26 protein-coding genes are annotated in these 26,970 nt (G+C 38.8%); 22 read left to right on the top strand and 4 right to left on the bottom strand.

The genetic code is table 11. From position 1 onward, the window contains the following. Nucleotides 1-3 precede the first annotated feature (3 nt). From atpB to licT, 12 genes are all read left to right on the top strand, one after another. Nucleotides 4-678 (top strand): F0F1 ATP synthase subunit A, encoded by a 675-nt coding sequence (gene atpB, locus BN6559_RS07925; RefSeq protein WP_110954215.1) that lies wholly within the window; start codon nt 4-6, stop codon nt 676-678. 59 nt (nt 679-737) lie between these two features. Beyond that, nucleotides 738-989 (top strand): F0F1 ATP synthase subunit C, encoded by a 252-nt coding sequence (atpE, locus tag BN6559_RS07920; protein ID WP_110954214.1) that lies wholly within the window; start codon nt 738-740, stop codon nt 987-989. An 82-nt stretch (nt 990-1,071) separates the two neighbouring features. Then, nucleotides 1,072-1,575 carry a F0F1 ATP synthase subunit B gene (gene atpF, locus BN6559_RS07915; protein WP_110954213.1) on the top strand — a complete coding sequence of 168 codons (504 nt, stop codon included), beginning with the start codon at nt 1,072-1,074 and terminating at the stop codon, nt 1,573-1,575. After that, nucleotides 1,569-2,108 (top strand): F0F1 ATP synthase subunit delta, encoded by a 540-nt coding sequence (locus BN6559_RS07910; RefSeq protein ID WP_110954212.1) that lies wholly within the window; start codon nt 1,569-1,571, stop codon nt 2,106-2,108. The genes atpF and BN6559_RS07910 overlap by 7 nt, the downstream gene beginning before the upstream one ends. Before the next feature lie 28 nt (nt 2,109-2,136). Next, complete coding sequence (atpA, locus tag BN6559_RS07905; RefSeq protein WP_110954211.1) at nt 2,137-3,657, top strand: F0F1 ATP synthase subunit alpha; 1,521 nt, start codon at nt 2,137-2,139, stop codon at nt 3,655-3,657. Between the two features lie 23 nt (nt 3,658-3,680). Beyond that, nucleotides 3,681-4,529, top strand: coding sequence for an ATP synthase F1 subunit gamma (atpG, locus tag BN6559_RS07900; protein ID WP_110954210.1), 849 nt, complete (start codon nt 3,681-3,683; stop codon nt 4,527-4,529). Nucleotides 4,530-4,544: 15 nt separating this feature from the next. Then, nucleotides 4,545-5,954, top strand: a complete 1,410-nt coding sequence (atpD, locus tag BN6559_RS07895; RefSeq protein WP_110954209.1) for a F0F1 ATP synthase subunit beta — start codon at nt 4,545-4,547, stop codon at nt 5,952-5,954. 3 nt (nt 5,955-5,957) lie between these two features. Beyond that, nucleotides 5,958-6,371 (top strand): ATP synthase F1 subunit epsilon, encoded by a 414-nt coding sequence (gene atpC, locus BN6559_RS07890; protein ID WP_110954208.1) that lies wholly within the window; start codon nt 5,958-5,960, stop codon nt 6,369-6,371. A gap of 140 nt (nt 6,372-6,511) precedes the next feature. Then, nucleotides 6,512-7,264, top strand: a complete 753-nt coding sequence (locus BN6559_RS07885) for a YwmB family TATA-box binding protein (RefSeq protein WP_110954207.1) — start codon at nt 6,512-6,514, stop codon at nt 7,262-7,264. Between the two features lie 70 nt (nt 7,265-7,334). Further along, a complete protein-coding gene (gene murA, locus BN6559_RS07880) occupies nt 7,335-8,594 on the top strand; it encodes a UDP-N-acetylglucosamine 1-carboxyvinyltransferase (protein ID WP_110954206.1) in 1,260 nt (419 codons plus the stop codon). 156 nt (nt 8,595-8,750) lie between these two features. Beyond that, entirely contained in the window at nt 8,751-9,803 is a 1,053-nt protein-coding gene (locus tag BN6559_RS07875) for an oxidoreductase (RefSeq protein ID WP_110954205.1), read from the top strand. 182 nt (nt 9,804-9,985) lie between these two features. Further along, a complete protein-coding gene (gene licT, locus BN6559_RS07870; protein ID WP_110954204.1) occupies nt 9,986-10,816 on the top strand; it encodes a BglG family transcription antiterminator LicT in 831 nt (276 codons plus the stop codon). Nucleotides 10,817-11,333: 517 nt separating this feature from the next. Here licT and BN6559_RS07865 read toward each other — a convergent pair. After that, nucleotides 11,334-13,226, bottom strand: coding sequence for a sensor domain-containing diguanylate cyclase (locus tag BN6559_RS07865; RefSeq protein ID WP_110954203.1), 1,893 nt, complete (start codon nt 13,224-13,226; stop codon nt 11,334-11,336). Nucleotides 13,227-13,387: 161 nt separating this feature from the next. Here BN6559_RS07865 and spoIID point away from each other — a divergent pair, with 161 nt between their 5' ends. Together spoIID and BN6559_RS07855 are read left to right on the top strand one after the other, a co-directional pair. Beyond that, nucleotides 13,388-14,380 (top strand): stage II sporulation protein D, encoded by a 993-nt coding sequence (gene spoIID / locus BN6559_RS07860; RefSeq protein WP_110954202.1) that lies wholly within the window; start codon nt 13,388-13,390, stop codon nt 14,378-14,380. A 154-nt stretch (nt 14,381-14,534) separates the two neighbouring features. Continuing rightward, entirely contained in the window at nt 14,535-14,942 is a 408-nt protein-coding gene (locus BN6559_RS07855) for a hypothetical protein (RefSeq protein WP_110954201.1), read from the top strand. Nucleotides 14,943-15,413: 471 nt separating this feature from the next. Here BN6559_RS07855 and BN6559_RS07850 read toward each other — a convergent pair whose 3' ends face one another. From BN6559_RS07850 to BN6559_RS07840, 3 genes are all read right to left on the bottom strand, one after another. Beyond that, entirely contained in the window at nt 15,414-16,589 is a 1,176-nt protein-coding gene (locus tag BN6559_RS07850; protein WP_110954200.1) for a MalY/PatB family protein, read from the bottom strand. Nucleotides 16,590-16,599: 10 nt separating this feature from the next. Further along, on the bottom strand, nt 16,600-17,733 hold the full coding sequence (locus tag BN6559_RS07845; RefSeq protein ID WP_110954199.1) for a trans-sulfuration enzyme family protein: 1,134 nt from the start codon (nt 17,731-17,733) through the stop codon (nt 16,600-16,602). 71 nt (nt 17,734-17,804) lie between these two features. Then, complete coding sequence (locus BN6559_RS07840; protein ID WP_110954198.1) at nt 17,805-18,251, bottom strand: RrF2 family transcriptional regulator; 447 nt, start codon at nt 18,249-18,251, stop codon at nt 17,805-17,807. Between the two features lie 251 nt (nt 18,252-18,502). Between BN6559_RS07840 and cysK the strand changes: the two genes are divergently transcribed. From cysK to BN6559_RS07800, 8 genes are all read left to right on the top strand, one after another. After that, entirely contained in the window at nt 18,503-19,435 is a 933-nt protein-coding gene (cysK, locus tag BN6559_RS07835; RefSeq protein ID WP_110954197.1) for a cysteine synthase A, read from the top strand. 170 nt (nt 19,436-19,605) lie between these two features. Further along, nucleotides 19,606-20,478 (top strand): nucleotide-binding protein, encoded by an 873-nt coding sequence (locus BN6559_RS07830; RefSeq protein WP_110954196.1) that lies wholly within the window; start codon nt 19,606-19,608, stop codon nt 20,476-20,478. 18 nt (nt 20,479-20,496) lie between these two features. Then, a complete protein-coding gene (locus BN6559_RS07825) occupies nt 20,497-21,846 on the top strand; it encodes an N-acyl-D-amino-acid deacylase family protein (RefSeq protein WP_110954195.1) in 1,350 nt (449 codons plus the stop codon). Nucleotides 21,847-22,004: 158 nt separating this feature from the next. Beyond that, nucleotides 22,005-22,856 carry a pyridoxamine kinase gene (locus BN6559_RS07820; protein WP_110954194.1) on the top strand — a complete coding sequence of 284 codons (852 nt, stop codon included), beginning with the start codon at nt 22,005-22,007 and terminating at the stop codon, nt 22,854-22,856. A 621-nt stretch (nt 22,857-23,477) separates the two neighbouring features. Beyond that, entirely contained in the window at nt 23,478-24,137 is a 660-nt protein-coding gene (locus tag BN6559_RS07815; RefSeq protein WP_199883842.1) for an amino acid ABC transporter permease, read from the top strand. Then, a complete protein-coding gene (locus BN6559_RS07810; RefSeq protein WP_110954193.1) occupies nt 24,118-24,798 on the top strand; it encodes an amino acid ABC transporter permease in 681 nt (226 codons plus the stop codon). The genes BN6559_RS07815 and BN6559_RS07810 overlap by 20 nt, the downstream gene beginning before the upstream one ends. Nucleotides 24,799-24,819: 21 nt before the next feature. Then, nucleotides 24,820-25,593, top strand: a complete 774-nt coding sequence (locus tag BN6559_RS07805; RefSeq protein WP_110954192.1) for an amino acid ABC transporter ATP-binding protein — start codon at nt 24,820-24,822, stop codon at nt 25,591-25,593. Then, complete coding sequence (locus tag BN6559_RS07800; protein ID WP_110954191.1) at nt 25,590-26,438, top strand: cysteine ABC transporter substrate-binding protein; 849 nt, start codon at nt 25,590-25,592, stop codon at nt 26,436-26,438. The genes BN6559_RS07805 and BN6559_RS07800 overlap by 4 nt, the downstream gene beginning before the upstream one ends. Nucleotides 26,439-26,970 lie beyond the last annotated feature (532 nt).

Below are 26,970 nucleotides of genomic sequence, written 5' to 3'. Positions count from 1 at the left end.
TGTATGCATGAAATCGGTGCTCATCACGTAGCACAGATCGCTGGATTCAGCTTTAACATGGATACGTTGTACATGACCTGGCTGGCAATGGCAATCATTATTTTCATCGCTTTTCTTGCTACACGTAATTTAAAGCTGGTTCCAACCGGCTGGCAGAATGCGATTGAAATGATCATGACAGTTTTGCTGGATCAGATTGATGCAACTATGGGTCCGAATGGTAGAAAATTGGCACCGCTGATTATCTCCTTGTTCTTGTTTATCCTTATCTCAAATTGGTTGGGCTTAATACCAACCCTCACATCACCTACGAATGATGTGAACACTACGCTTGGTTTAGCTTTGATGGTAGTTATGATGTTGCATATTTTGGGTGTTTATTTTAAAGGAATGAATTATATTAAACATTTCTTTCAACCATTCGCTCCATTTGTCATTATCAATATTATCGAAGAAATAGCAAAACCAGTTACGCTTGCTTTCCGTTTGTTTGGTAATATCTTAGCAGGGGAAATCTTACTGATTATCTTGTTGATGTTAGTGCCAATCTGGATGCCGGTACCTAGTGTTATTTGGCTTGCTTTCAGTATCTTTGTTGGTGTTGTTCAAGCCTTTATATTCACGATGTTGTCCATGTCGTACTTGGCGAATGCTGTAAAAGACGATCACCACGACTAAGGATTGTATCGGAGAAGTTTTAATTAATTATCTATTTATTTTTAAGGGGGATTTTATTAATGGAACATTCAATTATGGTAGTAGCTGCTTTATTCGCAGCAGGTTTTACGATTAGCTTGGCGGCTGTTGGTGCAAGTATTGGGAACAGTCTTGTAACTTCTAAATTCATCGAAGGATTAACTCGTCAACCAGAAGCAAAAAATGTATTATTCATTAACACTTTGATTTCTGTAGGTTTAATCGAAGCTGTGCCTATTATCGCAGCAGTTATCGCTATCGTTATGTTATATGCAAATCCGCTAATTAAATAATGAACGATTGATGTGTGGTGGGGCGACAGCATCCTATGTGCCGTCGCCCTCCCTTTATAGTGCTAGATAAGGAGGTTTGAAAATGGTTGATCTTAATATGACATTATTTGCTCAAATTTTAAATTTTCTCATATTAGTTGTAATTTTAACAAAAGTGGCTTATAAACCGCTTATGAAAGCATTGGCAGAACGCCAAGAGAAAATTGCGAAGAATATTCAATCGGCTGAACAAGATGCGGCTGCATCAAAAAAATTATTAGAAGATTATCAAAAACAATTGGCTTCTGCTCGTATCGAGGCGCAAGAAATCGTTGATAAAGCGAGTAAACTTGCTGCAGAAGAAAGAGAAGCAAGTCTTGCTGAAACAAGAGTTGAGATTGAACGTATGCGTAAATCCGCTCTGGCAGATATTGAACGCGACCGTAAACTTGCAGTAGCTGAATTGAAGGGTGAAGTCGTTGCTTTATCCATGGCAGCAGCTGCTAAAGTGATTAATAGCAACATAGATGAAAAAGTAAATAAACAATTGGTAAGTGAATTTATTGATAAGTTAGATAAAGAGAAAATAGGTGGTCTGCCATGCTAACCACACAGCTAGCGATGAAATATGCAAGAGCACTTTATGAAGTGGCTCTTGAAGAAAATCAATTAAAAGAATTTGGTCAGCAATTGGCAGATGCAACAGATGTGGTTTATGGTCAAGCAGATTTAACTGACTTTATCAATCATCCTCGTATTAAGCCTGAGGCGAAAAAAGAGGTTGTTGCCAAATTATTTGAAGGTAAGCTAGCGAAAGTTGTTTACAATTTTTTTATGTTGTTAATAGATAAACGTCGCGAAAGTTTATTAAAACAAATTTTACATGCGTATACAGCCTTAGCAAATGCTGCACAAAATATTGTGGAAGCGGAAGTGACGGTTGCACGTAAATTATCTGTGGAACAAGAATCACAATTAACGAAAAAATTAAGTGAAACGACTGGTAAAACGGTTGTTATCAAAACGAAGATAGATCAAAGCATTTTAGGCGGTGTTGTTGTTAAAATTGGCGATAAGCTGATTGATGGCAGTGTAGTGCGCAGAATGCAAGTGTTAAAAGCACAATTGTTGACAAACTGAATTGTTAAGATTGGGGTGACTGAGTAGTATGAAAATGAATCCAGAAGAAATAACAGCCATCATTAAAGATCAGATTAAAAATTATCAGGTCGATCTTAATGTTGATGATATTGGTACTGTTATCGAAGTTGGTGATGGTATTGCTCGTATCCATGGTTTGGAAAAAGCTATGGCAGGGGAATTACTTGAATTTGGTAATGGTGTATATGGTCTTGTTCTTAATCTTGAACAAGACAACGTCGGCGGGGTTATCCTCGGCGGTGAAACTTTAGTAAAAGAAGGCGATACAGTTCGCAGAACTGGTCGCATCATGCAAATACCTGTTGGTGAAGCAATGGTAGGTCGTGTAGTCAATGCGCTTGGACAACCTATTGATGGAAAAGGTCCAATCGAAACGACTGAAGTAAGACCAATTGAAAATGCAGCACCTGGGATTGCAGATAGAAAATCGGTTCATCAACCACTGCAAACTGGTATTAAGGCAATTGATGCGCTTGTACCAATCGGTCGTGGCCAACGTGAACTTATCATTGGTGACCGTGGTACCGGTAAAACTGCGATTGCAATTGATACAATTTTGAATCAAAAAGGGCAAGACTGTATCTGCGTATATGTAGCAATTGGACAAAAAGCTTCTACGGTTGCTCGTGTAGTAAAAACTTTAGAAGACAATGGCGCTATGGAATATACAATCATTGTTGCAGCTACTGCATCTGATAGCGCGCCATTACAGTACTTAGCACCTTATGCTGGTGTAACTTTAGCGGAACATTTCATGTATAAAGGCGGTCATGCGCTTTGTGTGTATGATGATTTATCTAAACATGCTGCTGCATATCGTGCAATGAGCTTGCTTCTTAGAAGACCACCAGGACGTGAAGCATATCCAGGGGATGTATTCTTCTTGCATTCTCGTTTACTTGAAAGAGCGGCTAAACTTTCTGATAAATTAGGCGCAGGTTCGATTACTGCACTTCCTATTATTGAAACTTTGGCTGGTGACGTTTCTGGTTATATTCCAACAAACGTTATTTCCATAACCGATGGTCAGATCATGCTGGAAAGTGAAATGTTCTACTCCGGTATACGCCCAGCGATTAACGTTGGTTTATCCGTATCCCGTGTTGGTGGATCTGCACAGATTAAGGCAATGAAACAAGTTTCAGGCCGTATGCGTCTTGACCTTGCACAATATCGTGAATTGGCAGCGTTTGCGCAATTTGGTTCCGACCTTGACAAAGCGACAAAAGCACAGCTTGATCGTGGTGCGAGAATGGTTGAAACTTTGAAACAAGCGCAATATTCTCCATTGATCGTTGAAGAACAAGTTATGGTCATCTACACAGCCGTAAACGGTTATTTAGAAGATGTTCCTGTAAAAGAAGTTGTTAACTTCCAAACTTCTTTCTTGAAATTCATGCGTGCAAACCATCCTGAAGTTGGTAAAGCAATCATTGAAAATAAAAAGCTTGATGATCAAACTGAAGATGCTTTAAAGAAAGCAATTGTTGAGTTTAAAGATACATTTTCCTATGAAAAAGAAGCGTAATTAAAGCTGCGAGGTGATTTTAATTGGCGAATTTACAAGATATCCGTCGTCGGATAAAGAGTGTAAAAAACATTCAGCAAATCACTAAAGCCATGAAAATGGTTGCTGCAGCTCGTCTGCGCCGCGCTCAGGAAAGTGCTTTAGCAAACAAGCCATATGCAGATAAAATGCGTCAAGTATTAAATGATGTAGCCGCAAGTGCTGGCGAAATCAGTCATCCATTACTTGAAGTAAGACAAGTTGAAAAGAAAGTATATGTTGTTTTGGCTTCCGATAAAGGACTTGCTGGAGCTTATGCCAGCAATGTTTTTAAAGAAGTTGTAGCTAATATTTCAAATAAAAGCGAGGCGGATCTCGTCACTGTAGGCAGAAAATCTTGCGAATACTTTAAAAATCGCGGTTATTCTGTTACTGCTGAGTACACAGGTTTTAGTGAAAGACCGACGTTTGAAGATGCAAGAGTGATTGCATCTAAAATCATTGATATGTTTACAAAAGGTGAATGTGATGAAATTTATATGGTGTATACCAATTTTATCACGACCATTAACGTCGTTCCAACAACGGTAAAATTGCTGCCGTTTACAGGTATTGAAGGGCAAGAAGCAGAGGGCAGCGAATACATTTATGAACCGTCTGCCGGTGAAGTTCTTGGTCATCTATTACCACAATATCTAGAAACTATGATTTATGCAGCGTTATTACAAGCATCTGCGAGTGAGCTTGGTTCACGTATGACGGCAATGAGCAATGCAACAGATAATGCAGAAACTTTGATTCATAAATTAGTCTTAACTTATAATAAAATTCGTCAGGCTGGTATTACTACGGAGATTAATGAAATCGTGAGTGGTGCAGAAGCCTTGAATTAAGGAGGGGTTATATCAGTGGCTAAAGGTAAAATCGTACAGGTTATTGGTCCTGTAGTAGATATTGAATTCCCTGTTGATCAATTACCTGCAATTTTAAATGCGGTAAAAATTGAGGGTAAAGCAGGCGATATAGAAATTAAATTAACTGTAGAAGTTATGCAGCATATCGGCGACAGTGTAACACGTTGTATCGCTATGAGCTCTACGGATGGTTTGACTCGTGGTATGGAAGCAGAAGATACTGGAGCTCCTATTAGTGTTCCAGTTGGTCCTGAAACGCTTGGTCGTGTATTTAACGTTTTAGGTGAAACTGTGGATCATAACCCAGAACCAGTAGGAAATAAGGAGTTTTGGCCAATTCATCGTCCAGCTCCTAAATTTGATGATCAAGAAACTGCAACTGAGATCTTGGAAACAGGAATTAAAGTTGTTGACCTTATTGCACCGTATTCCCGCGGTGGTAAAGTTGGTTTGTTTGGTGGTGCCGGTGTAGGTAAAACAGTTCTTATCATGGAACTTATCCATAACATTGCAACGCAGCATGGTGGTTATTCCGTATTTGCTGGTGTAGGTGAACGTACACGTGAAGGTAACGACTTATGGTCAGAAATGACAGAATCCGGCGTTATTGATAAAACAGCACTGGTATACGGACAGATGAATGAACCACCTGGAGCTCGTATGCGTGTTGCTTTGACAGGTCTTACAATGGCGGAATATTTCCGTGATGTGCAAGGGCAGGACGTATTATTATTCGTTGATAATATTTTCCGCTTTATCCAAGCTGGCTCAGAAGTTTCTGCACTCTTGGGACGTATGCCATCTGCGGTTGGATATCAGCCAACGCTTACAACTGACGTAGGTGCACTTCAGGAACGTATTACTTCAACGAAAAAAGGTTCTATTACCTCTGTACAAGCGGTATACGTACCTGCCGATGACTTGACTGACCCTGCTCCAGCTGCTACATTTGCGCATTTGGATGCAACGACAGTTTTATCTCGTCAAATTGCTGAACTTGGTATTTATCCTGCTGTGGATCCACTAGATTCTACTTCGCGTATTGTTGACCCGCATGTAATTGGGGAGGAACATTATCAAGTAGCACGTGGTGTGCAAGCAGTTCTTCAAAAATATAAAGAATTACAAGATATTATCGCAATTTTGGGTATGGAAGAGTTATCTGATGAAGACAAACTTACTGTATCAAGAGCGCGTAAAATTCAGAGATTCTTAAGTCAACCATTCTTTGTAGCGGAAGTCTTCACAGGTTCACCTGGTAAATATGTACCGTTAAAAGAAACGATTCGTGGCTTTAAAGAAATTTTAGAAGGTAAACATGACGATATTCCAGAAGCTGCTTTTTATATGGCTGGCAGCATTGATGAGGTATTAGAAGCAGCACGTAAAATGAAGGGGGAATAATCAATGGCTAATACAATTAAGCTAGAAATTGTTTCTCCAGAAAAAATCGTGTATGCTACTGATGTGAATATGCTGATTGTCAGAAGTACAGATGGCGAACTTGGTATTTTACCAAATCATGCACCTTTAATTGCAGCGCTTGTACCAGCGCCAATTCGGGCGTTAACAGATGATGGTGAAAAATTAATCGCAGTCAGTGGTGGCTTTATCGAGGTACAGCCGAAGAAAATCACAATTCTTGCGACAAACGCAGAATTGCCTGATGCAATTGATGTGGATCGTGCACAGAAAGCATATGATAGGGCTTTTGAACGGTTACAGACGAAGAGTGATTCAGTTGATACTGCACGGGCACATGCTGCATTAGATCGTGCGAAAGCACGTCTAGTGGCAACAAAAAGTTTTCATCAGAAATAAATAAGACTTGATATAGGTACGGGTTTATTTATAATTTGCAAGGTGTGATCAAAAGTTCGTTTTTGATCACACCTTTTTGTATACCGAAGCTAAATAATGGTAAAAATAGAAAGTAAACTAAATTTAGCGGAGGTTAGCAAATGAAAAAGTGTATAGCTATTATTCTTTTGAGCTTGTGTGTAAATTTTATTTTTGTGGGGAAAGCACAAAATGTTCCGGTAATGCTAAACGAACCTTTAAGTGCTGCTATGCAGGCAACAGGTGCTGAGGCGGATATGTTTTATCTTAATGTATGGGCAAAACTGCCAAATGAGTATGAACATGTTGCGATTTTTATGCGCATTGAGAAGGAAATTATGAAGGCATTGGGTTTCTCGGAAGATGTATATACGATAGAAGTTTCTGAAAGTCCGGAAAAAATTGATGTAAAGGCAAACGTTGATCTTGAAGATAAGAGAATGCAAATCACCATTTGTAAAATAATATCACCAGAAAGTACAAGTAGTGTAACGTATTTGACAATCAATTATAAGGAAAAATCACCGCAGGAATCGACAATTCTTGAAGCAAAGTCGAAATTTAAAAATATTGTGCAAAATTTCCATGCAACTCCGACGATTACCACTTGCTTACAAGGCCATCTTGATGGTAAACTAAGGAATGATGAGTGGTCATTATACTTGCAGGATGCTTTTGATGCAATCGGAGCAACCCCTATAAAAAAGACGGATGCAAAAACTTATTTTAGTTATACTGGGTTTGCACCGACGATTGAAGAACGGGTGATTGCTGGGAAAGATATCGTGAATCTTCATATGATTATGCGGTATAATGAATATGATAGGCGTACCCATGTAATTGTGGGTTCTCCGTTAATTTCAATTGAGTATTAGCATTTGCTGAAATTTGTCAGCTATGAATGATTTGTTATTTTAGGAGTATGTGGATTTCGGGAGGATATGAATGGAAAAGTTAATCATAAATGGTGGCAGAGCGCTGGAAGGCTCAGTTAAGATTAGTGGAGCAAAGAATGCAGTGCTGCCGATTATTGCGGCAACTTTATTAGGACAAACTCCAAGTCTATTAGAAGAGGTTCCAGATTTAGAGGATGTGCGTACGATTTCTGAAGTACTTTGTCAGCTTGGTGTTAAAGTCGTCAACAACGGCGATAATACCCTGCAGGTAGATAGTACAAATATTGTATCTTGTGAAGCGCCTTATGAACTCGTTAGAAAAATGCGTGCATCGTTTTTAATCATGGGACCATTACTTGCACGTTGTGGCCATGCAAAAATTTCTTTGCCGGGAGGATGTGCGATTGGTACGAGACCGATCGATTTACATTTAAAGGGGTTTGAGGCACTTGGTGCACAAATTAAAATCGGTCATGGCTATATTGAAGCAAGAGCACCGAAAGGATTGACCGGCGCAAGAATTTATCTCGATTTTCCAAGTGTTGGCGCAACAGAAAATATTATTATGGCAGCGTGTATGGCGGAGGGTCAAACAATTCTAGAAAATCCAGCCCATGAACCTGAAATTATTGATTTAGTAAATTATTTAAATGTCATGGGAGCAAATATTCGCGGGGCCGGTACCAATGTAATTAAAATTGAAGGTGTTAAACGCTTAGAGGGAAAAAACTATACGATTATTCCTGATCGTATTGAAGCTGGTACATATATGGTGGCAGCGGCAATGACAAGAGGAAATGTATATATTGAGAATGCGATTAGCGAACATTTAAAACCAGTGATTGCAAAGTTAAAAGAAGCTGGTGTTACAATTGAAGAGGAAATTAGCGGCATTCGCGTACGCTGCGATGGACCAACGAAAGCTGTTGATATAAAGACACTACCGTACCCGGGATTTCCGACCGATATGCAAGCGCAGTTTATGGCAATGCAAGCAGTATCGGAAGGAACGAGTGTGGTAACGGAGACTGTATTCGAGAACCGTTTTATGCACGTAGATGAACTGAAACGTATGGGAGCCAACATCAAAATTGAAGGCCGCAGTGCTGTTGTTGAAGGCGTGAGAAAGTTAACGGGTTGCCAGGTCAAAGCGACGGATCTTCGTGCTGGTGCTGCGATGGTACTTGCAGGACTTGTGGCAGATGGAGAGACACAAATTGGTTATCTGCATCACATTGATCGCGGATATGATAAACTGGTAGATAAACTTTGCGGATTAGGCGCTGATATAAAACGTACAGGAAAATAAGAGAAAGGAGCTATTGTAATTCTTTGCAACGGCTCCTTTTTTATCCAATGATGAAGGTTTATGTTATAATAGGGATAATAAAAAAATATGACTGGGTAGTCGTCATCTTATGTTATAATACCAAGAGATGATGTAGTTTGGGGGGCCACTTAATTTATGGCAAAGCTATTAGAAGAAATTCAATTAAAACATATGAAAATAAAGAATAGAATTGTGCGTTCAGCAACACATTGTTTTCTTGGAAATGCAGATGGTACAATGACCGATGCAGAGTACGAGATGTATGAAGAACTCGCAAAAAATGATATTGGACTCATCATTACTGGGCATTGCAGTGTCTCATCAACAGGTATGGCAAATGAAGACCAAACTGCAATTTATGATGATACATTTATTCCGCAATTTGAGAAATTACATCAGCTCGTTAGACCTTATCAGGCAAGAATTATTGCACAGATTAATCATGCTGGACCGCGTGCGGTAAATCACGAGGATTTGGCAGGGGTATCCGCAGCTGAGCTTAAAAAAGGCAAGGTTGCCAGAGAATTGACGCTTGCAGAAATTGGTATGATTAAAAAACAGTTTGTCGAGGCTGCTTATCGTATAAAGCAAAGTGGTTTAGATGGGGTGCAGTTTCATGTTGCACATAGTTATCTATTGTCACAGTTCATTGATAAAACGTTTAACCATCGTACAGATGCTTATGGCGGGAGCTTAGAAAATCGGTTTCGGATTGTTCGTGAGATCCTCTTGGACGTAAGAGCGAGATGTGGTGAAGATTTTCCGCTGTTTGTAAAAGTCAATAATGACACAAGAACGGAAGACGATGCATATGAGGCGGACCTTCTTTACATGTTAAAGGAATTTGAAACTTTAGGAATTGAAGCAGTTGAACTCAGCGGTGTCGATTTTATTTCTCAACCGCGCACGGCGACAAATTATTATATCAATAGAATTGCGCGTTTGAAGAAAGCTGTGCCTGGACTTCCGATTATTTTAGTGGGCGGCGTGCGTTCTTTGCCAGATATAGAGCAAGTCTTGGAAAGTGGAATTGATATGGTTGCAATGAGTCGTCCGTTTATTTGTGAACCGGATATTGTACAGCGTCTCTTGCACGGACAGGAAAAATCGAAATGCTTAAATTGCTCAAAGTGCTTTGTTTTACCGAAAATAAAAAAGGGAATACGTTGCGTATTAAAAAGAAAATAAAGTATAATAACATTACATGAAAAAGTCACGCAAATCGTGTAGGTTATAAAAAAGAAAAAAGTTATGGGTTGATATCATATTGGTGTTGCTTGTAATGCTGGCAACACCATAACGAAAAAAGTTATGGTGCTTATTTTTATTTGTGCCGTAGATTTAGATTATATTGTTGAAGAGGTGTTTAGATGAAGATTGAGGAAGTTTTAAATAATAATGCCGTTGTTTGTTTAAATGAAAAGTTGCAAGAGTATGTTGTTGTAGGGAGAGGAATTGCTTTTCGTTTGAAAAACGGGGATTCGCTGCCTGATGCAAATAAAGTACAGAAAATTTTTACTTTTTCCAATACGGATGCAGTTGCACGTTTTAAACAAGTTGCGAAAGAAATTGCTTTAGAGTATATTCTTTTAAGTGCAAAAATCATTGACTATGCAAAAGAAACCTATGCAAAAAAATTAGATGATCGTATTTACGTAACGTTAACGGAGCACATTTATCGTGTCATTGGTCGAGAAAGCTATGGTTTTCAATTGAAAAATGCGATGCGTTGGGAAATCCGGCATATTTATAAAGAAGAATTTATGATTGGGAAAAAGGCGTTAGCGATCATCGAAAGACAATGTAATATTGAATTAAAGGAAGATGAAGCAGCTTTTATTGCACTTCACTTTGTAAATGCAGAGTTAAATGGGGATTTAGATAACATCGTCGATGTCACGAAAGTGATTCAGGGGATTTTGGCTACAGTAAAAAATCATTTCAAAATTGAATATGATGATGAATCTATCAATTACAGCCGTTTTATTACACATTTAAAATTTTTAGCACAACGTCTATTCAGCGGTAAAATTTATCCGGATAAAGATGATGAAATGTTTGATACGATGAGCGAAAAATATGTTGATACATATGAGTGTGTAAAGAAAATTAAGGCAATGATTTCAGAAGAATATGAATACGAATTAACCAAAGAAGAACAGATGTATTTGATTATTCATATCGAAAAGGTAATCAGATGAGCTCGGAACATAGGGACAGATAGGCCGCGGGTTGGCGATAAGCACTCATCTGCGTCGTTGCAGCAAGGGGCTGCTCGTCGACGTACGCGAGTACGACTCCTTCACAACCCCTTGCTGCGCCTAGCATCTGAATACTTCTCGCCAACCGGCTACCTATCTTCGTACTAGTTTATAAGTCGTGGGACGGACGGTTTAGCAGCTCGTATTCACTTATGTGAATACGAGCCGCTTTGCTTACGGGCTGACTGCCGCATTTTAATGCGGCAGTTTTTTCATTCCCGGGGCCTTTTCCGGAAAAATACGTTCCGAAGGATGAAACAATACCGACTTACGTTAAAAAATCCGTTTGTCTGAGCGAAGCGAGTTAAGGATTTTAGTAAGTCGGTATTGTTTCAAGTATTTTGGAGGTGTGAGGCCTAGCCTTTTCGTTCTTTTGGGCAATGCCAAAAGGATACCTATGTATTTATAGAGTGACTAAAGGGTGTATAAATACTATTTAATGCAACAGCCCTGCTCTTTAATTCATTGGCAAAAATTCAAGTTCTTTTTGTGCGGAAATATCATCAATCTGTATCAGACATGCATCTGGATAATCATCCCAATTAATTTTAGAGATGGTTACTTTTTGCCATGTGCGAGTGGTTTGATTATATACTTCTTTTGTTGTATGTCGATCGGTTAAAGACAGTCGTTTCATAGGGCAATCTATACAGGGGGTTTCGCGATTGTGAAAAATTTGGTGACATGTATTACCATGCTTGTGCTGACAAAGATCTGCATTTAATTTCCTGTTGATGAATAAAATATCATGCGTATAGCGATCGACTACACAGAGCCAAGCATTTACATGATGTAAGATATCTAATAAGTAGGATTTAGTTTTCTTTAGGCCTTTTAGCGAATTTTTTTTGAGTAGAAAAGTTGCCAACATTTCAGCGGTAATTGTCAGAATATCGATTTCTTCAGTTGTCCATTTACGTGCTAGAGTGCATTCATCGAAGCCAATACAGCCTTTGGGAATGCCGTTCTCGATGATTCTGCTGTGCAGACAGGCTTTGATATTTTCTTTAGCAAAGTGCTTGCGTTGTTTTTCAGGTAATAAAGTAATATCACTGCAATTGAGCAAGTTTTGCTGTTGTTGTTCGGTATAAAAAGTTTCTACTTTATCTGCTGGTAAAATTTTTAGCGCCTGTTTGATTGGGGTAATATTTTGATTGCACCATTGAAAAGTTATTGTATAGTGATTTCCATTTTTACTACGTTCGTAAATGAAAGTGCGGCTGACATTAAAATGTTTACCAAGCAATTCTAAAAGCATTTTAGCTGTAGCCGTGCTGTCTACGGAGCTATATAAAAGTTTAAAAATATATTCTGGTAAATTGTCGTGAAATGATTTCTTACCCTGGGATAGATTCGCATCGTGATTGATACGAGGATTTTGATAATCGACTTTGGGCAATTGTTTAGCGTATATGATATATCTATTTTTTCCGTTTCCTTTTGCATAATATAGCGCCTGATCGGCGGCACTGAATAGTTCACTGAATGTTTTGCTATGTATTGGATAGATGGCAATGCCAATGCTGCCGGATAACCGATATTCTTTCCGATCTGTAATATAGGAACGACGTAATGCATCAATTAAATTTTGTGATTTTTGCTGTAAACTTTTCGCTTGGTCAAAATTTTTCATAAGAACCATAAATTCATCGCCGCCGATGCGCCCAACGATATCGGAATCAAGAAAATTACTTTTGATCGTCGTAGCTAAATCGGAGATAACGGCATCACCGAATAGATGCCCGAAGGTATCATTGATGGCTTTAAAACCGTCGATGTCAATGATGAGAAGTGCATGTTTAGAAGACGTATGCTGTTGAAGACATTCTTCAATGAATTGCTGCGTCGTTACTTTATTATAAAGACCGGTTAATAGATCTTTTTGTGCTTGATTTAATAAAGTCTCGCATTGTTTTTTATCAAAATCAATATCTGTAATTATACCGGATATTTTATAGGGGAGATTACGACTGGAAAAATCGGTTGCTAAACTAACTTTACACCAGACATACGCATCATAACTATTGCGAAAGCGTAATTCTAATTTAGAGAAGAATTTTTTATTTGCTAAATCATGCTGATTATAGTAAATCGTTTTAATATAGTCTTTAAATTTATGAAGATCATCTGGATGTATATTTGTGGAGTTTTCGATTTCTCGGCTGAAGTTATAGCTTGATGGCATATAGCCAAAAATATCAAACCAATTCGCCGTAACAAAAAAACGATCGGTTTCTAAATCCCATTCGAATAGGATATCTCCGTTGTATTCTAAAAGTGTACGATAAGTCTCCAAATCAAATAATTTTGTTGTGCTTTTTCCCATAGTATCAGCCTGATTCCTTATCATTTTATATATTCTTTATTATATTGAAAAACTTAGGTTTAGAGCAAGTAGAAAAGATTGTATTTCGATAGGAATTTCATATTATTTTTATTTTATAGCCTGTCATATAAAATGATTTTTCGCATATTCTTAATTCATAAGATAAAATTGGAGGAGGCGGTTTTGTGAAAAAGCTACTGGGCATGGCAATGGGACTAGTAGCTTTATTGGTGATCGGAATACCAAGTGTAATGATGCTTATTATGGGGGTTCAAAAAAGCGATACCGAGGGGCAAGGGAGTGGAAAATTAGAAAGTATGATGATTCATGTTTATTTACATGAAAAAGATACAGTGGAAACGATGTCGCTCGAGGAGTATGTGAAAGGTGTACTGGGGGCTGAGATGCCTGCTGAATTCGAGGAAGCTGCATTGGAGGCACAAGCTGTTGCTGCTAGGACTTATGCAGTTAAGAATATGCGTAAATTTGGTGGTGGCGGCGTCAGTGATCATCCAGATGCGGATGTAAGTACCGATTATACGAAGAATCAAGCATGGCTGAGTCAAAGTGCGCTGAAAGAGCGTTGGGGCAGAAAATACGAGGCGTATTGGAAAAAAATCAGCAAAGCGGTAGAAGCGACACAGGGACAAATTCTGGTTTATGAGGACAAACCTATTCACGCATTGTTTCATTCTACTAGCGCTGGGCGTACTGCCAGTGCCAAAGAAGTGTGGGGCTATGATTACCCTTATCTGCAAAGTGTAGAGTGTAAATGGGACGAAAAATCACCGCGTTATAGTGATACCAAGTCGATTGCTCTGTCCGAGATCGAAACCATTTTGGGGGCAGATGCTGGTGTAGTGGCGGCAGTGCAGAGTGGTGATCAAAGTATTACGAAAGTGCTGAGTTTAACTGAATCTGGGCGGGTAAAAGAGATTCGGATTGGCAGTAAGACTTTTAAGGGGCAAGAGGTCAGAAATTTATTAGGCTTGCGTTCAGAGAATTTTACGGTAGCTTTACAGGGAGATAAATTGGTTTTTAAAACATTAGGCTATGGGCATGGGGTAGGTTTATGCCAATATGGGGCAAATGGGATGGCTAAACTTGGAAAAAGTTACAAGGATATTTTGCTGCATTTTTATACGAGTGTGAGTTTTAAGAATATTTATGGCGAATAAAGAAAGGCTGGATGCTGCATCTAAGAGATTGTAAAATTTTTCATTTGGTGTATCTTTGTCAGAGTCACTACATATATTGTTCTTGTAGCAATTATTTACTTGTTTTTGGATAATTTTTACTGAAAACGGGCATGCTGATAATGAGGTGATAAAAATGATCGGTTATCGCAATCCCGTTGCGTTTGTTCGTGAGGTTATTGCTAATGTGCGAGGCTTGAAAGTTGAGGAAGAATGGCGCGTTTATCTGGTGGTTGCGTGCTTGAGTATTGTGTGTTCTGCAATTATTTTATTACATGTAGTTTTAGGTGAAACAACTTACGAACCAGTTTCTCAAAGCACGCAGCAGCATATAAAGCTGCAAATGGATGCAAAACTTTTTCAGCAAAAACCCCCTGAACGAACTGCAGTTGTAAAAGAGGCAGCGAAGCCAGTGGTAAAGCAAGTGGAGCAAGCAGTTCCTAAGCAAGAGCCTGTAAAGAAGGCAGAAGTTAAAGAACGCGTTGCAAGCGGTGAATGGAGCTATGATGAAGCTCGTAAGGAATGGCGGTACATGAAAAAGTAAGAATGATATCAGTAGATTAAAGTAAGGATATAAACAAAATAACGTTGTGCGTTTGAATCCCACGAGTGAAAATGAAAACAGCTTTCTTCCAGTATGGAGGAAAGCTGTTTTTGTATCGTAAGATAAGTTGACTTGTAAAATTTGGCTGAAATCATCTATAATAAAATAAGGACGTAGTTGACGCTACGTCCTTAAAACTGAATAAGGAGGTGATTTCCTTGCAACTGGAATTTGGTAAACTCAAGCTAGCAATTTCCAGCAAGTTCATTTTAGCGTTAGCCGCGCTATTTGAATTCTGCAGGTAAACCCCACTTACTCAACCGAAACGTCCTGCAAGCACAGGGCGTTTTTGGTTTATTTAGTATATGTTCATTATAGTAGATTTTATACGTAAAGTAAATAAAATCATTACAATATGCAAATTTTACAGACCTAATAATTGGAAAATTTGCTCGGGCTACTATGATGCGCTTATAATTCGTTGACTGCTTTTTCTAATTGGTGTAAAGCTCTTTCGAGTGTTGCTCTTGGACAGGTAATATTGATGCGTTCAAAACCGGAGCCTTCAGGGCCGAACATCGTACCGGCATCAAGCCAAAGTTTGGCTTTGTTGATGATAAGATCCTCGAGAGCTTTATCAGTTAAATGAAGCCCAGAACAATCCAGCCAGATGAGGTAAGTTCCCTGCGGTTCAACGAGTTTTATTTGTGGAATTTTTTCAGCTAAAAAAGTTCTTGTAAAAGCTAGATTTTCAGCTAAATAGGTTTTTAATTGATCTAGCCAATCTCGTCCATAAGTATAAGCAGCCTGACAAGCTACAAGTCCCATCGCATTGGATTCACAATAACCGGTTCTATCCATGGCTTTTTTGAACTGGTGACGAATGCTTGCATTGGCGATAAAAATGTTAGAAACTTGTAAACCAGCAAGATTAAAAGTTTTACTTGGTGCTGTGCAAGTAATGGTAATATCGTTAAATTCGGGTTTCAAATTTGCAAACACATGATGTTGAAATCCTTCATAAATAAATTCTTCGTGAATTTCATCTGCAACAACGATGACATTGTGTTTTAAGCAAATATCGCCAACTTTAAGGAGTTCTTCTTTTGTCCATACTCTGCCAACAGGATTATGCGGACTGCAGAGGATAAACAACTTCACTTGATTATCGATGATTTTTTGTTCGAAGTCCGCAAAGTCAATCTCGTATTGACCGTTCTTATAAACAAGCGGATTATTTACTAGTTTGCGTTCATTGTCTTTGATGGAAAAAGAAAAAGGATAGTAGACGGGGCGTTGAATCAGTACGGCGTCACCTTTTTCCGTGAGGGCACGAATTGCTGTGCAGATTGCAAATACTACACCGGGGGTTTTTACAAGCCATTCCGGCTTGGTATCCCAAGCGAAGTTCGTCTTAAACCATGTATGCAGTGTGTGGAAATATTCGAGTTTCACATCGGAATAACCAAAAATTCCGTGTTCGGCAGATTTTTTTAGTGCTTCGCGCACTTCAAGCGGGGTTTTTAGATCCATATCCGCAACCCAAAGGGGAAGTACATCGGCAGGTTTATTTCGCTCGACTGCAAAATCATATTTTAGAGAGTTGGTGTTTTTTCTATCGATCATTTCATCAAAATTATATTTCATTGCTCGTCTCCTATGCTAAAGCTTGCGCTAAATCTTCGATAATGTCATCTACATTTTCAATGCCGACAGATAAGCGCAGTAAAGTTTCATTAATACCTTTTGCTTCACGGTCTTCTTTTGGTATATCAGCATGGGTCTGCAGCATTGGATAGGTCATTAAGCTCTCAACGCCGCCAAGACTTTCTGCATATTGAATAAGATTTACTTTTTCAAGTAAATTACGTGCGGTTTCTTCACTGTCTACGTCAAAAGAAATCATTGCACCAAATCCGGTTGCTTGTTTAGCTGAAACTTCATAGTCGGGATGTTCTGGTAAACCAACGTAGTAGACCTTTTTAATTTTTGGCTGTGTTTTTAGCCAGTACGCAACTTTGATTGCATTGCTGGCTTGTTTATCCATGCGGATGGCCAATGTTTTAATGCCCCGTATGAGCAGCCAACAGTCAAGCGGACCGAGACAAGCACCGGTTGTTTTATAAATGAAGCGAAGTTTTTCTGATACTTCGGCAGATTTTGCCACAAGAAAACCAGATAAAGTATCATTGTGTCCACCAAGATATTTTGTGCCGCTATGAATGACGATGTCGGCTCCTAAATCCAGTGGTTTTTGGAAATACGGGGTAAGGAATGTATTATCAACGATAACAAGTAAGTGATGCTTTTTCGCGAGCTTGGTTACTGCTTCAATATCCGTTACATGCATCATTGGGTTTGTCGGCGTTTCGATATAAATTGCTTTGGTATTTGGCTTGATATGCTTTTCGATTAAATGAATATCGGAAGTGTCGACTGCATCGAAGGATAAACCATTTTTGGTTGATATATGATCAAACAAACGATGCGCACCACCATATAGGTCATCAGAGCTGATGATGTGATCACCGGGAGAGAAAATCTCCATTAAGCAGGTAACTGCTGCCATACCGCTTGAAAATGCAAGTGCATCAGAACCATTTTCCAATTTGGCTACGACTTTTTCAAGATGCTCGCGTGTTGGATTTTGCAAACGAGCATAATCATATCCTGTACTTTGTCCTACGCCGGGATGGGCAAAGGTTGCAGATTGATAAATTGGTACGCTGACAGCACCAGTTGGATTGTGTTCTATTTTATTTGCATGGATACAAAGTGTGTCTATCTTCATTTTTATTCTCCTTTAATGATCATAATTTGCTTTTCCTGCTATAGATAACCTAATTTATAGATATACTAGATCTATATGAAATACATGAGATTATCCTTATCTTTATGTTTTTCTACTTCATTTACTAAATCAGTTAATGTAATTTTCTTTAAGGTTTGTTCAAGGGTTTGATCAATTGTGTTAAAAACAGTGATTTGCATGACCTCATCAATAACGGGTGCTTTTTCTTTTACAGTCGATTCTGTTTGTTCAAACAAAGCGAGTTCAATTGCTGATAATACGGCAAAGACCGTAATTTCCTGCGGTGGAACTGCGAGCTGATAACCACCCTGTGCGCCCTTTATGGAAAGGACAAGCCCAGCTCTTTTTAATAAAGAAAAAACTTGTTCTAAATAAATTTTAGAAATACCAAGTTTTTCGGCAATGCTGATGATTGTTATGGGATCCCCGGTTTGATTGTTTTGGGCGATATGTGTCATAGCTGCTAAGCCATAGCGTCCTTTTGCAGAAATTTTCATATAAACCACTCATTTCATACTAATAATATATGTTTTATTTTATCATACTTGAATTGGAGTTGCTTGTCAATAACATACCTATAAGATAGGTATTAAATTTTATTTCTTAAAACTATTGACAGATTAAAAAATGAGGTATATAATTCAAACCATACTAATCATATATGTTTTCTAAATGATTATGAGGTTTAAATCTGGTAAGGTAAGTTTATTATTTTATTTCAATAAATTACATGTGGAGGTTTTTAAAAATGGCAAAAATTTATCAAAGTATTACAGACTTAATTGGTGGGACTCCTTTATTACAATTAAATAAGTTTGCAAAGGAAAATGATTTACAGGCAACAATCTTAGCAAAACTAGAGTATTTTAATCCTGCAGGCAGTGTAAAAGATAGAATTGCGAAAGCAATGATTGATGATGCAGAAAAGAAAGGTTTACTTAAAAAAGATTCTGTTATTATTGAACCTACAAGTGGTAATACTGGAATTGGGCTTGCAAGTGTAGCGGCTGCACGTGGTTATAAAATTATTCTTACAATGCCGGAAACAATGAGTGTGGAAAGAAGAAACTTATTAAAAGCATATGGTGCAGAGGTTGTTCTTACCGATGGAGTCAAAGGTATGAAAGGTGCAATTGCAAAAGCAGAAGAATTGGCAGCTGAAACGCCTCATGCTTTCATTCCTTCTCAATTTACCAACCAAGCAAATCCAACGGCACATAAAGCAACGACCGGTCCGGAAATCTGGTCTGATACCGAAGGTAAAGTAGATATCTTCATCGCAGGTGTTGGTACAGGCGGTACTTTAACTGGCGTGGGTGAATACTTGAAATCCAAAAATGAACAGGTAAAAGTGATTGCTGTAGAACCAGCGACATCCCCTGTATTATCCAAAGGGACACCAGGTCCTCATAAAATTCAAGGGATTGGTGCAGGGTTTGTACCTGATACATTAAATACAAGTGTTTATGATGAAATTATTACAGTGGAAAATGAATCCGCATTTAAATATGGTAAAGCTGTTTCACAAGCAGAAGGTGTGCTTGTAGGAATTTCTTCCGGTGCTGCAATCGCTGCTGCGGTAGAAGTTGCAAAACGTCCTGAAAATAGCGGCAAAACAATTGTTGTATTGTTACCAGATACAGGTGAAAGATATCTTTCTACAGCTTTATTTGCTGAATAATATCGCTTGCTCGTATTTCCCTCATATAAAAACGGAGTTGGCACAGAGTAAATCTTTGTGACAACTCCGTTTTTTTATTTTTGGGGCTTTAATTTGAGCGTGCGCATAGTCTATGAAGAAAAGGATTTTTAGATTTTGACGAGAAATGTTAGTTTAAAGAGGTGGAGCAAATGAAGGAAGCGAAACGAATTTGCTTTTTGGGTAAGGGCGGCATCGGAAAATCTGTCATTACGGCAAATTTGAGTGCTGCGCTAGTTAAGCAGGGATATAAAGTCATGCAGATCGGTAATGATATCAGTTTGAGTTCGACTTTACTATTGCGCGGTGATTTTGAAATTACGCCTGTGTTAGAAGAATATCGTAAGAAATATGTAATTGAAATTGAATCGTATGTTGTAGAATCCCCATCAGGTGTCTATTGTTTAGAGCTGGGGAGCTTAGAACCAGGTGTTGGCTGTATGGCGCGCGGTGTTCATATTATTGATGAAATGCTAGAAAATCAAGGCCTGATTGAGAAGTTGGAACTGGATTATATTTTATATGACATTTCCGGAGATATTCCATGCACGGGTTATATTTTACCCATGCGCGATGGTGTTATGCAAAAATGTGTTGTAGTGACGGATCGGAGCTTTCCGGCATTTGTGACAGCCAATAGTATACTTGCCGGTATCGTGCGGGCAAGCAAAGATAAGATTTTACCAATTTCTATCATAGTAAACTATGCAGATGCTTATCCGGCAAAAGCACAATTAACGGAATATGCAAAGGCAATTGATCTAAAAGAACTTGTTTTTTTAGACTATGATCAAAAAATCGAGTTGAGTGAGCTTGCGGGAAAAACTGTGCTTGCAGCGTATCCAGATAGCGCGGCAGCGAAGGCTTTGACGAAACTTGCAGGGGAAATCATTGAAATCAAGCCTGAAAGTACGCCGAAACCGTTAGAAAGACAAGAACTTTTGCGATGGCTTCGTCATTGGAAAAAGCGGTCTTTCGCACAAAAAAGTGGTATTATTGGTATTGAAGATTCGAGTAATATTTAGTAGATAGGATGAATTTGTATGTTAGATGTTGCGATTCATCATGCAACCATAATTGATACAGAAAATGAAGTAACAAGAAAACTCAATATTGGGATAAAAGCAGATAAAATTGTAAGGATGACGACGGATGCTTTAGTTGCAGCGAAAACAATAGATGCAGAGCATTTGATTGTAAGTCCTGGATTTATTGATGTGCATGGTCATGTGGATGGATATGCATATAGTGGAGAACTGTCAGCCTGTCAAGGGATTACGACAACTGTTGGCGGGAATTGCGGTCTTAGTCCTGTAAGTATCGAAGCCTTTTTCAATCGTCAGATGCAAGAGGGGTTTGTGATTAATCAAGCCGAGCTGATCGGACATTCATTTACACTGCGCAAGGCCGCCGGCATACAAAATCCTTATCGCAAAGCGACACTAGATGAATTGACAGAAATGAAAAATTTAGTGCGCGATGCACTGAAAGAAGGCGCGTGTGGTGTATCATTTGGCTTGGATTATGCGCCGGGTGCATCCTTTCGTGAAATTACGGCTTTGGCAAAAATTTGTGCCGAATTTGATCGTGTTATGCCAATTCATACGCGGTTATTTACGCAAAATGATTTGTATTCTCTATTTGAAGTTATAACTGTAGCAAAACGCACAGGGGTAAAGCTGTTATTTTCTCATTTTGTCTATCAATATGGAACGGGGATTATGCAAGAGGCACTCCAAATCGTTGACCAAGCAATTCAAAATGGAATTCGCGTAAAAATAGATAGTGGAATGTATACAGATTGGACAACTTTTATCGGTACGGCGACTTTCGATGAGCAAACGATTGCGGATAATGAAATGCGGTTTAGTGATATGGTAGTTGCGACAGGCAAATATACGGGGACTCGTTTGGATCGGGATTTATATCTTAAACTGCGCAGAGAATCCCCTTATGATTCGGTAATTTGCTTTACCGGCAATAAATCGGAGATCTATGCAGCATTAAAGAAAAATTATGCGATGCCGTCAACGGATATAGGAACTTATAGAAAAGGAGAAGGACATCCGCAAATTGCAGGATCGTTTCCGAAATACTTTAAGGAAATGGTAAGAGAACGCGGAGAATTAAGTTTGATAGAAGCTGTGCGAAAAGCGACCTTATTGCCGGCACAAACTTTTGGATTTAAAGATAAAGGCGTAATTAAAGTAGGTCATGATGCTGATCTGACAATCTTCAATTTTGAGAAATTGGCTGATATGGCGAAGTTTCCGGATCAGGGAAAACCGGATGAAAAACCGATTGGTATAGAATATGTATTGGTCAATGGGCAGCTTGTGGTAGATCAAGGTGTATTTACGGGGGTGCGAGCAGGAAAAGTAATAAAAAAATGATTTCATTTTAGGTTTAAAAATATTGTCTGAATTGTATCGATACAATGCCTGTTTTGACATTGACAGACAAGAGGCGGAACAATAAAATAGAATGCATAAATCTTCTCAATCTACGTATTTTCCGCAAAAATTTTTATAATGCTCTAGGAGGTTCTGTAATGTTAAAACAAAAAAGAGTGGCAGCGATTCACGATATATCATGCTTTGGTAAATGTTCATTGACGGTGGCTTCACCGATTATTTCGGCGACTGGGATTGAATGTTGTGTAATTCCGACAGCTGTATTGTCCACGCATACTGGCGGTTTCGAAGGATTTACCTATCATGATTTGACTGCTGATATTCAGCCGATTGCTTCGCATTGGAAGACCTTGGATCTGAAATTTGATGCAATTTATACAGGGTACTTGGGTTCTTTTGAGCAATTGAATATTGTTTCGAAATTTTTTGATGATTTTAAGAATGAAGATCGTTTGGTTTTCGTAGATCCGGTTATGGCTGATAATGGCAAACTCTATCAATCGTTTCCGCAAAGTTTTCCTGAAGGTATGAAAAATTTATGCAAAAAAGCGGATGTGATTGTTCCGAATATTACAGAAGCCGTATTGATGCTTGAGGAAGAATATAAGGAAGGCCCTTATACAGAGGCATATATTGAAGGCTTGATGAAGAAATTGGCGGATTTAGGTCCTAAACAAGTTGTCCTGACCGGTGTACATTTCGATGATAAGAAGCTTGGGGCAGCTACGTATGATAAAGAAACAGGTATTGTGGGCTATGCGCTTGCTGATCGTATTGAAGGATATTATCATGGAACAGGGGATGTATTCGGCAGTGCATTGCTTGGAGCGTTACTCAATGGGATAAGTTTAGACCATGCAACACAAATCGCTGTAGATTTTACGGTCAAAAGTATTGCTTGGACAAAAGCGGCAGGCACCGATGTACGCTTTGGTGTGAATTTTGAAGTTAATTTGCCAAGTTTGATGGATTCATTAAAATTGAAATAGTGGCAAGCTGTGGACAGATAGGCCGCGGGTCGGCGATAAGCACTCATCTGCGTCGTTGCAACAAGGTGCTACTCGTCGACGTACATGAGTACGACTCCTTCGTATCCCCATGTTGCGCCTAGCATCTGAATACTTCTCGCCAACCGGCAACCTATCTTCGTACTAGTTTATAAGTGGAACGGGTTTCAGCTATTTTATAATCTATCAATATAAAAATTTATTATGTTTACTGGCTGTCGCGCTAAAAGTGCGGCGGCTTCTTTTCGTTCCCGGCCTTTTCCGGAAAAATACGTTCCGAAGGATGAAAAAATGCCGACTTACGTTAAGAAATCCGTTTGTCTGAGCGAAGCGAGTTAAGGATTTTAGTAAGTCGGCATTTTTTCAAGTAGTTTGGAGGCTTGAGGCCTAGCCTTTTCGTTCTTTTGGGCAATGCCAAAAGGACCCCCCCTGTTGCAAACAAATTCTTATTGCAACAATCTCTTTTTTACCATATAAAACATATTAAACATATATGAAAAGTATTGACAAAATAAAAAATAAAGAATACAATAAATAAAGCAACAAAAACATATCTATATAATATGTTTTATAGGTGATAAATAATCGTTAGGAATGATCAAGATGGATTTTGATTTTATTGTAAAAAGTATTCCGATGTATGCCAAAGCGGCACAATTTACTTTGCAGCTTTCTTTTTTTGGAATTATATTATCTTTGGTGATCGGCCTGATCTGCAGCTTAATCGTCTACTATAAAGTAAGGGTTCTTAAGCCCTTGGTGCAGTTATATATTGAGCTATCGAGGAACACGCCACTTTTGATTCAATTGTTTTTTCTGTATTATGGTTTTGCAAAGATTGGTATGAAATTTGAAGCCTATAGCTGTGCTGTTTTTGGGTTGGCTTTCCTTGGCGGCAGTTATATGGCGGAGGCTTTTCGAAGTGGATTGGAAGCAGTAAGCAAAGTTCAAATTGAATCTGGATTGTGCATTGGGCTGAGTCGCTGGCAACTTATGCGTTACGTGATTTTGCCGCAGGCTTTTGCAGTTGCAGTTCCGGCAATTGGTGCAAATGCGATATTTCTTATTAAGGAGACATCCATTGTAAGTGCAATTGCATTGGCTGATTTAATGTTTGTCGCAAAAGACTTAATCGGTATGTATTACAAAACGACAGAGGCGTTGATCTTATTAGTAGGAGCATATTTAATTTTATTGTTACCATTATCACTATTCTTGTCGTTTATTGAAAGGAAAGTGCGCCATGCAGGATTTGGGAATTAATGTGATTTTTGAAGGCAGTAATTTGCTGCGTTTACTTGGTGGTTTGTGGATAACAGTTCGAATTGCCTTATTGGCGATTGTAATTTCCGCCGTATTGGGGATTGGTTTTGGCATCGTGATGACGATGAAAAATAAATGGATTCAATGGATCGCCAGATTTTATCTGGAAGCGGTTCGCATTATTCCTATTCTGGTGTGGTTATTTATTTTTTATTTCGGTGTTACGAAAGTTTTGCGTATTCATTTAGGTCCTGAAGTGGTTTCTATTATTGTCTTTTCTCTATGGGGAACTGCTGAAATGGGAGATATCGTTCGTGGTGCAGTGACTTCGTTGCCAACGCATCAGAGAGCTAGCGGCAGAGCCTTAGGTTTGACAGATTTACAGATTTATCGCTATATTATCATTCCGCAGGCTGTACGCAGGCTGATCCCGGCAGCAATAAACTTAGCTACACGGATGATCAAGACGACTTCATTGGTTGTTTTAATTGGTGTAGTAGAAGTTTTGAAGGTGGGACAGCAAATTATAGAGGTCTCTATTTTAAAAACACCAACAGCATCTTTTTGGATTTATGCAGCTATTTTTTGTTTATATTTTATCGTCTGCTATCCGATATCTCTTTGGTCAAAGAAGTTGGAGATGAAGTGGCAGGAAGAATAATCTAGGTAAGGAGGAACTAAATTGAGCGAGAAGACACAGGAAAAGTTATTGGAAATTAGTCATTTGCATAAGCGATATGATGATGTAGAAACATTAAAAGATATAAGTTTTGATGTGCATAAAGGTGAAGTCGTTGTAATTCTTGGACCATCCGGCTGTGGAAAAAGTACGTTGCTTAGATGTTTAAACGGTTTGGAAGAAATTCAATCTGGACAGATCAAACTGAAAGGCGCACTGATCAATGACGATAAAACAAAATGGCATGTGATTCGTCAAAAGATCGGGATGGTATTTCAGAGTTATGATTTATTTCCACATATGAGTATTATGGAAAATATTTTATTGGGACCGATGAAGGCGCAAGGGCGAAGTAAAGAAGAAGTTATTGGGCAAGCGGAAAAATTGCTGGGACGCATCGGATTGCTAGATAAAAGAGATGCGTATCCCAGACAGTTGTCAGGGGGACAGAAACAAAGAGTAGCAATTGTGCGTGCATTGTGTATGAATCCTGAAATTATGCTTTTTGATGAAGTTACAGCATCGCTGGACCCCGAGATGGTAAGAGAAGTGCTGGATGTTATGCTGGAATTGTCAAAGCAAGGGATGACGATGGTGATTGTCACGCATGAGATGGCATTTGCCAAGGCTGTAGCTGATCGAATTATTTTTATGGACGAAGGCCGGATCGCTGAGATGGCAACCCCTAAAGAATTCTTTAGCCAGCCAACAACTGAGCGTGCAAAGCGCTTTTTAAATATATTTAATTTTAACGAAGAAAGTGAGTGGGCAAGATGAAAAAATTTATGAAAACGGTATCTTTTGTTTTAGCACTTGTATTTTCCTTAGGAGTTTTGGCTGGATGTGGATCAGAGACTGCAAAAAAATCTTCAATCGAGCAAATTAAGGAAAGAGGAAAACTTCGTGTTGCAGTATTTAGTGATAAACCTCCATTTGGCTTTGTTGATGCAAACGGTAAAAATCAAGGGTATGACGTGTATCTTGCAAAACGTTTAGCAAAAGATTTGCTTGGCGATGAAAACAAAGTCGAATTCGTTTTGGTGGAAGCAGCGAGTCGTGTAGAAGTACTTGAAGCGGATAAAGTGGATATTACTTTAGCGAATTTCACTGTAACACCAGAAAGAAAAGAGAAAGTTGATTTTGCCAATCCATATATGAAAGTTGCACTTGGTGTAGTTTCACCAGAGGGCGAAGCAATTACGAGTGTAGATCAATTAAAAGGGAAAAAATTGATTGTTAATAAAGGAACAACAGCAGAAACCTATTTTGCAAAGAATTATCCAGATATTGAATTATTAAAATATGATCAAAATACAGAAGCTTTCCAAGCGTTGAAAGATGGACGCGGTGCAGCACTTGCACATGATAATACATTGGTATTTGCATGGGCAAGAGAGAATAAAGGCTTTGTAACTGGAATTACGAAATTAGGTGAACTTGATGCGATCGCGCCAGCTGTAAAGAAAGGGAATACTGAATTACGTGATTGGATTAATACAGAATTAACGAAACTCGGCGAAGAAAAGTTTTTCCACAAAAACTTTGAGGAAACATTAAAACCGATTTATGGTGACTCTGTAAACCCAGATGATGTTGTGGTTGAGGGCGGCGTGATAAAATAAATAGTATAGACAGACATATGGACAGATAGGCCGCGGGTCGGCGATAAGCACTCATCTGCGTCGTTGCAACAAGGTGCTACTCGTCGACGTACATGAGTACGACTCCTTCGTATCCCCATGTTGCGCCTAGCATCTGAATACTTCTCGCCAACCGGCAACCTATCTTCGTACTAGTTTATAAGTGGAACCGATTTTAGCAACTCATATTCACTTTTGTGAATATGAGTTGCTTTGTTGTGCCATCTGACTGTCGCACGTTAATGTGGCAGTTTTTGCTTTGTTTTCGTTCTCCCGGCCTTTTCCGGAAAAATACGTTCCGAAGGATGAAAAATGATCGGCTTACGTTAAGAAATTCGCTTGTCTGAACGAAGTGAGTTTGCGAATTTTAGTAAGCCGATCATTTTTCAAGTATTTTGAAGGCTTGAGGCCTAGCCTTTTCGTTCTTTTGGGCAATGCCAAAAGGACCGGTTTTTTTATTGGGCGTATTAAATTTAATGAGATGAATTTTTAATGTTATAATCTTCTTAAAGTA

This window comes from Massilibacillus massiliensis, from assembly GCF_900086705.1.
GTDB lineage: Bacteria > Bacillota > Negativicutes > FLKF01 > FLKF01 > Massilibacillus > Massilibacillus massiliensis.
The sequence above is the reverse complement of the archived record's forward strand: the minus strand, read 5'-3'. Positions and strand labels throughout refer to the sequence as shown.

Coding starts and splice junctions, on each gene's coding strand:
- atpB (WP_110954215.1), top strand. CDS start 4: ATGCATGAAATCGGTGCTCATCACGTAGCACAGATCGCTGGATTCAGC.
- atpE (WP_110954214.1), top strand. CDS start 738: ATGGAACATTCAATTATGGTAGTAGCTGCTTTATTCGCAGCAGGTTTT.
- atpF (WP_110954213.1), top strand. CDS start 1,072: ATGGTTGATCTTAATATGACATTATTTGCTCAAATTTTAAATTTTCTC.
- BN6559_RS07910 (WP_110954212.1), top strand. CDS start 1,569: ATGCTAACCACACAGCTAGCGATGAAATATGCAAGAGCACTTTATGAA.
- atpA (WP_110954211.1), top strand. CDS start 2,137: ATGAAAATGAATCCAGAAGAAATAACAGCCATCATTAAAGATCAGATT.
- atpC (WP_110954208.1), top strand. CDS start 5,958: ATGGCTAATACAATTAAGCTAGAAATTGTTTCTCCAGAAAAAATCGTG.
- BN6559_RS07885 (WP_110954207.1), top strand. CDS start 6,512: ATGAAAAAGTGTATAGCTATTATTCTTTTGAGCTTGTGTGTAAATTTT.
- murA (WP_110954206.1), top strand. CDS start 7,335: ATGGAAAAGTTAATCATAAATGGTGGCAGAGCGCTGGAAGGCTCAGTT.
- BN6559_RS07875 (WP_110954205.1), top strand. CDS start 8,751: ATGGCAAAGCTATTAGAAGAAATTCAATTAAAACATATGAAAATAAAG.
- licT (WP_110954204.1), top strand. CDS start 9,986: ATGAAGATTGAGGAAGTTTTAAATAATAATGCCGTTGTTTGTTTAAAT.
- BN6559_RS07865 (WP_110954203.1), bottom strand. CDS start 13,226: ATGATAAGGAATCAGGCTGATACTATGGGAAAAAGCACAACAAAATTA.
- BN6559_RS07855 (WP_110954201.1), top strand. CDS start 14,535: ATGATCGGTTATCGCAATCCCGTTGCGTTTGTTCGTGAGGTTATTGCT.
- BN6559_RS07850 (WP_110954200.1), bottom strand. CDS start 16,589: ATGAAATATAATTTTGATGAAATGATCGATAGAAAAAACACCAACTCT.
- BN6559_RS07845 (WP_110954199.1), bottom strand. CDS start 17,733: ATGAAGATAGACACACTTTGTATCCATGCAAATAAAATAGAACACAAT.
- BN6559_RS07840 (WP_110954198.1), bottom strand. CDS start 18,251: ATGAAAATTTCTGCAAAAGGACGCTATGGCTTAGCAGCTATGACACAT.
- cysK (WP_110954197.1), top strand. CDS start 18,503: ATGGCAAAAATTTATCAAAGTATTACAGACTTAATTGGTGGGACTCCT.
- BN6559_RS07830 (WP_110954196.1), top strand. CDS start 19,606: ATGAAGGAAGCGAAACGAATTTGCTTTTTGGGTAAGGGCGGCATCGGA.
- BN6559_RS07825 (WP_110954195.1), top strand. CDS start 20,497: ATGTTAGATGTTGCGATTCATCATGCAACCATAATTGATACAGAAAAT.
- BN6559_RS07820 (WP_110954194.1), top strand. CDS start 22,005: ATGTTAAAACAAAAAAGAGTGGCAGCGATTCACGATATATCATGCTTT.
- BN6559_RS07815 (WP_199883842.1), top strand. CDS start 23,478: ATGGATTTTGATTTTATTGTAAAAAGTATTCCGATGTATGCCAAAGCG.
- BN6559_RS07810 (WP_110954193.1), top strand. CDS start 24,118: ATGCAGGATTTGGGAATTAATGTGATTTTTGAAGGCAGTAATTTGCTG.
- BN6559_RS07800 (WP_110954191.1), top strand. CDS start 25,590: ATGAAAAAATTTATGAAAACGGTATCTTTTGTTTTAGCACTTGTATTT.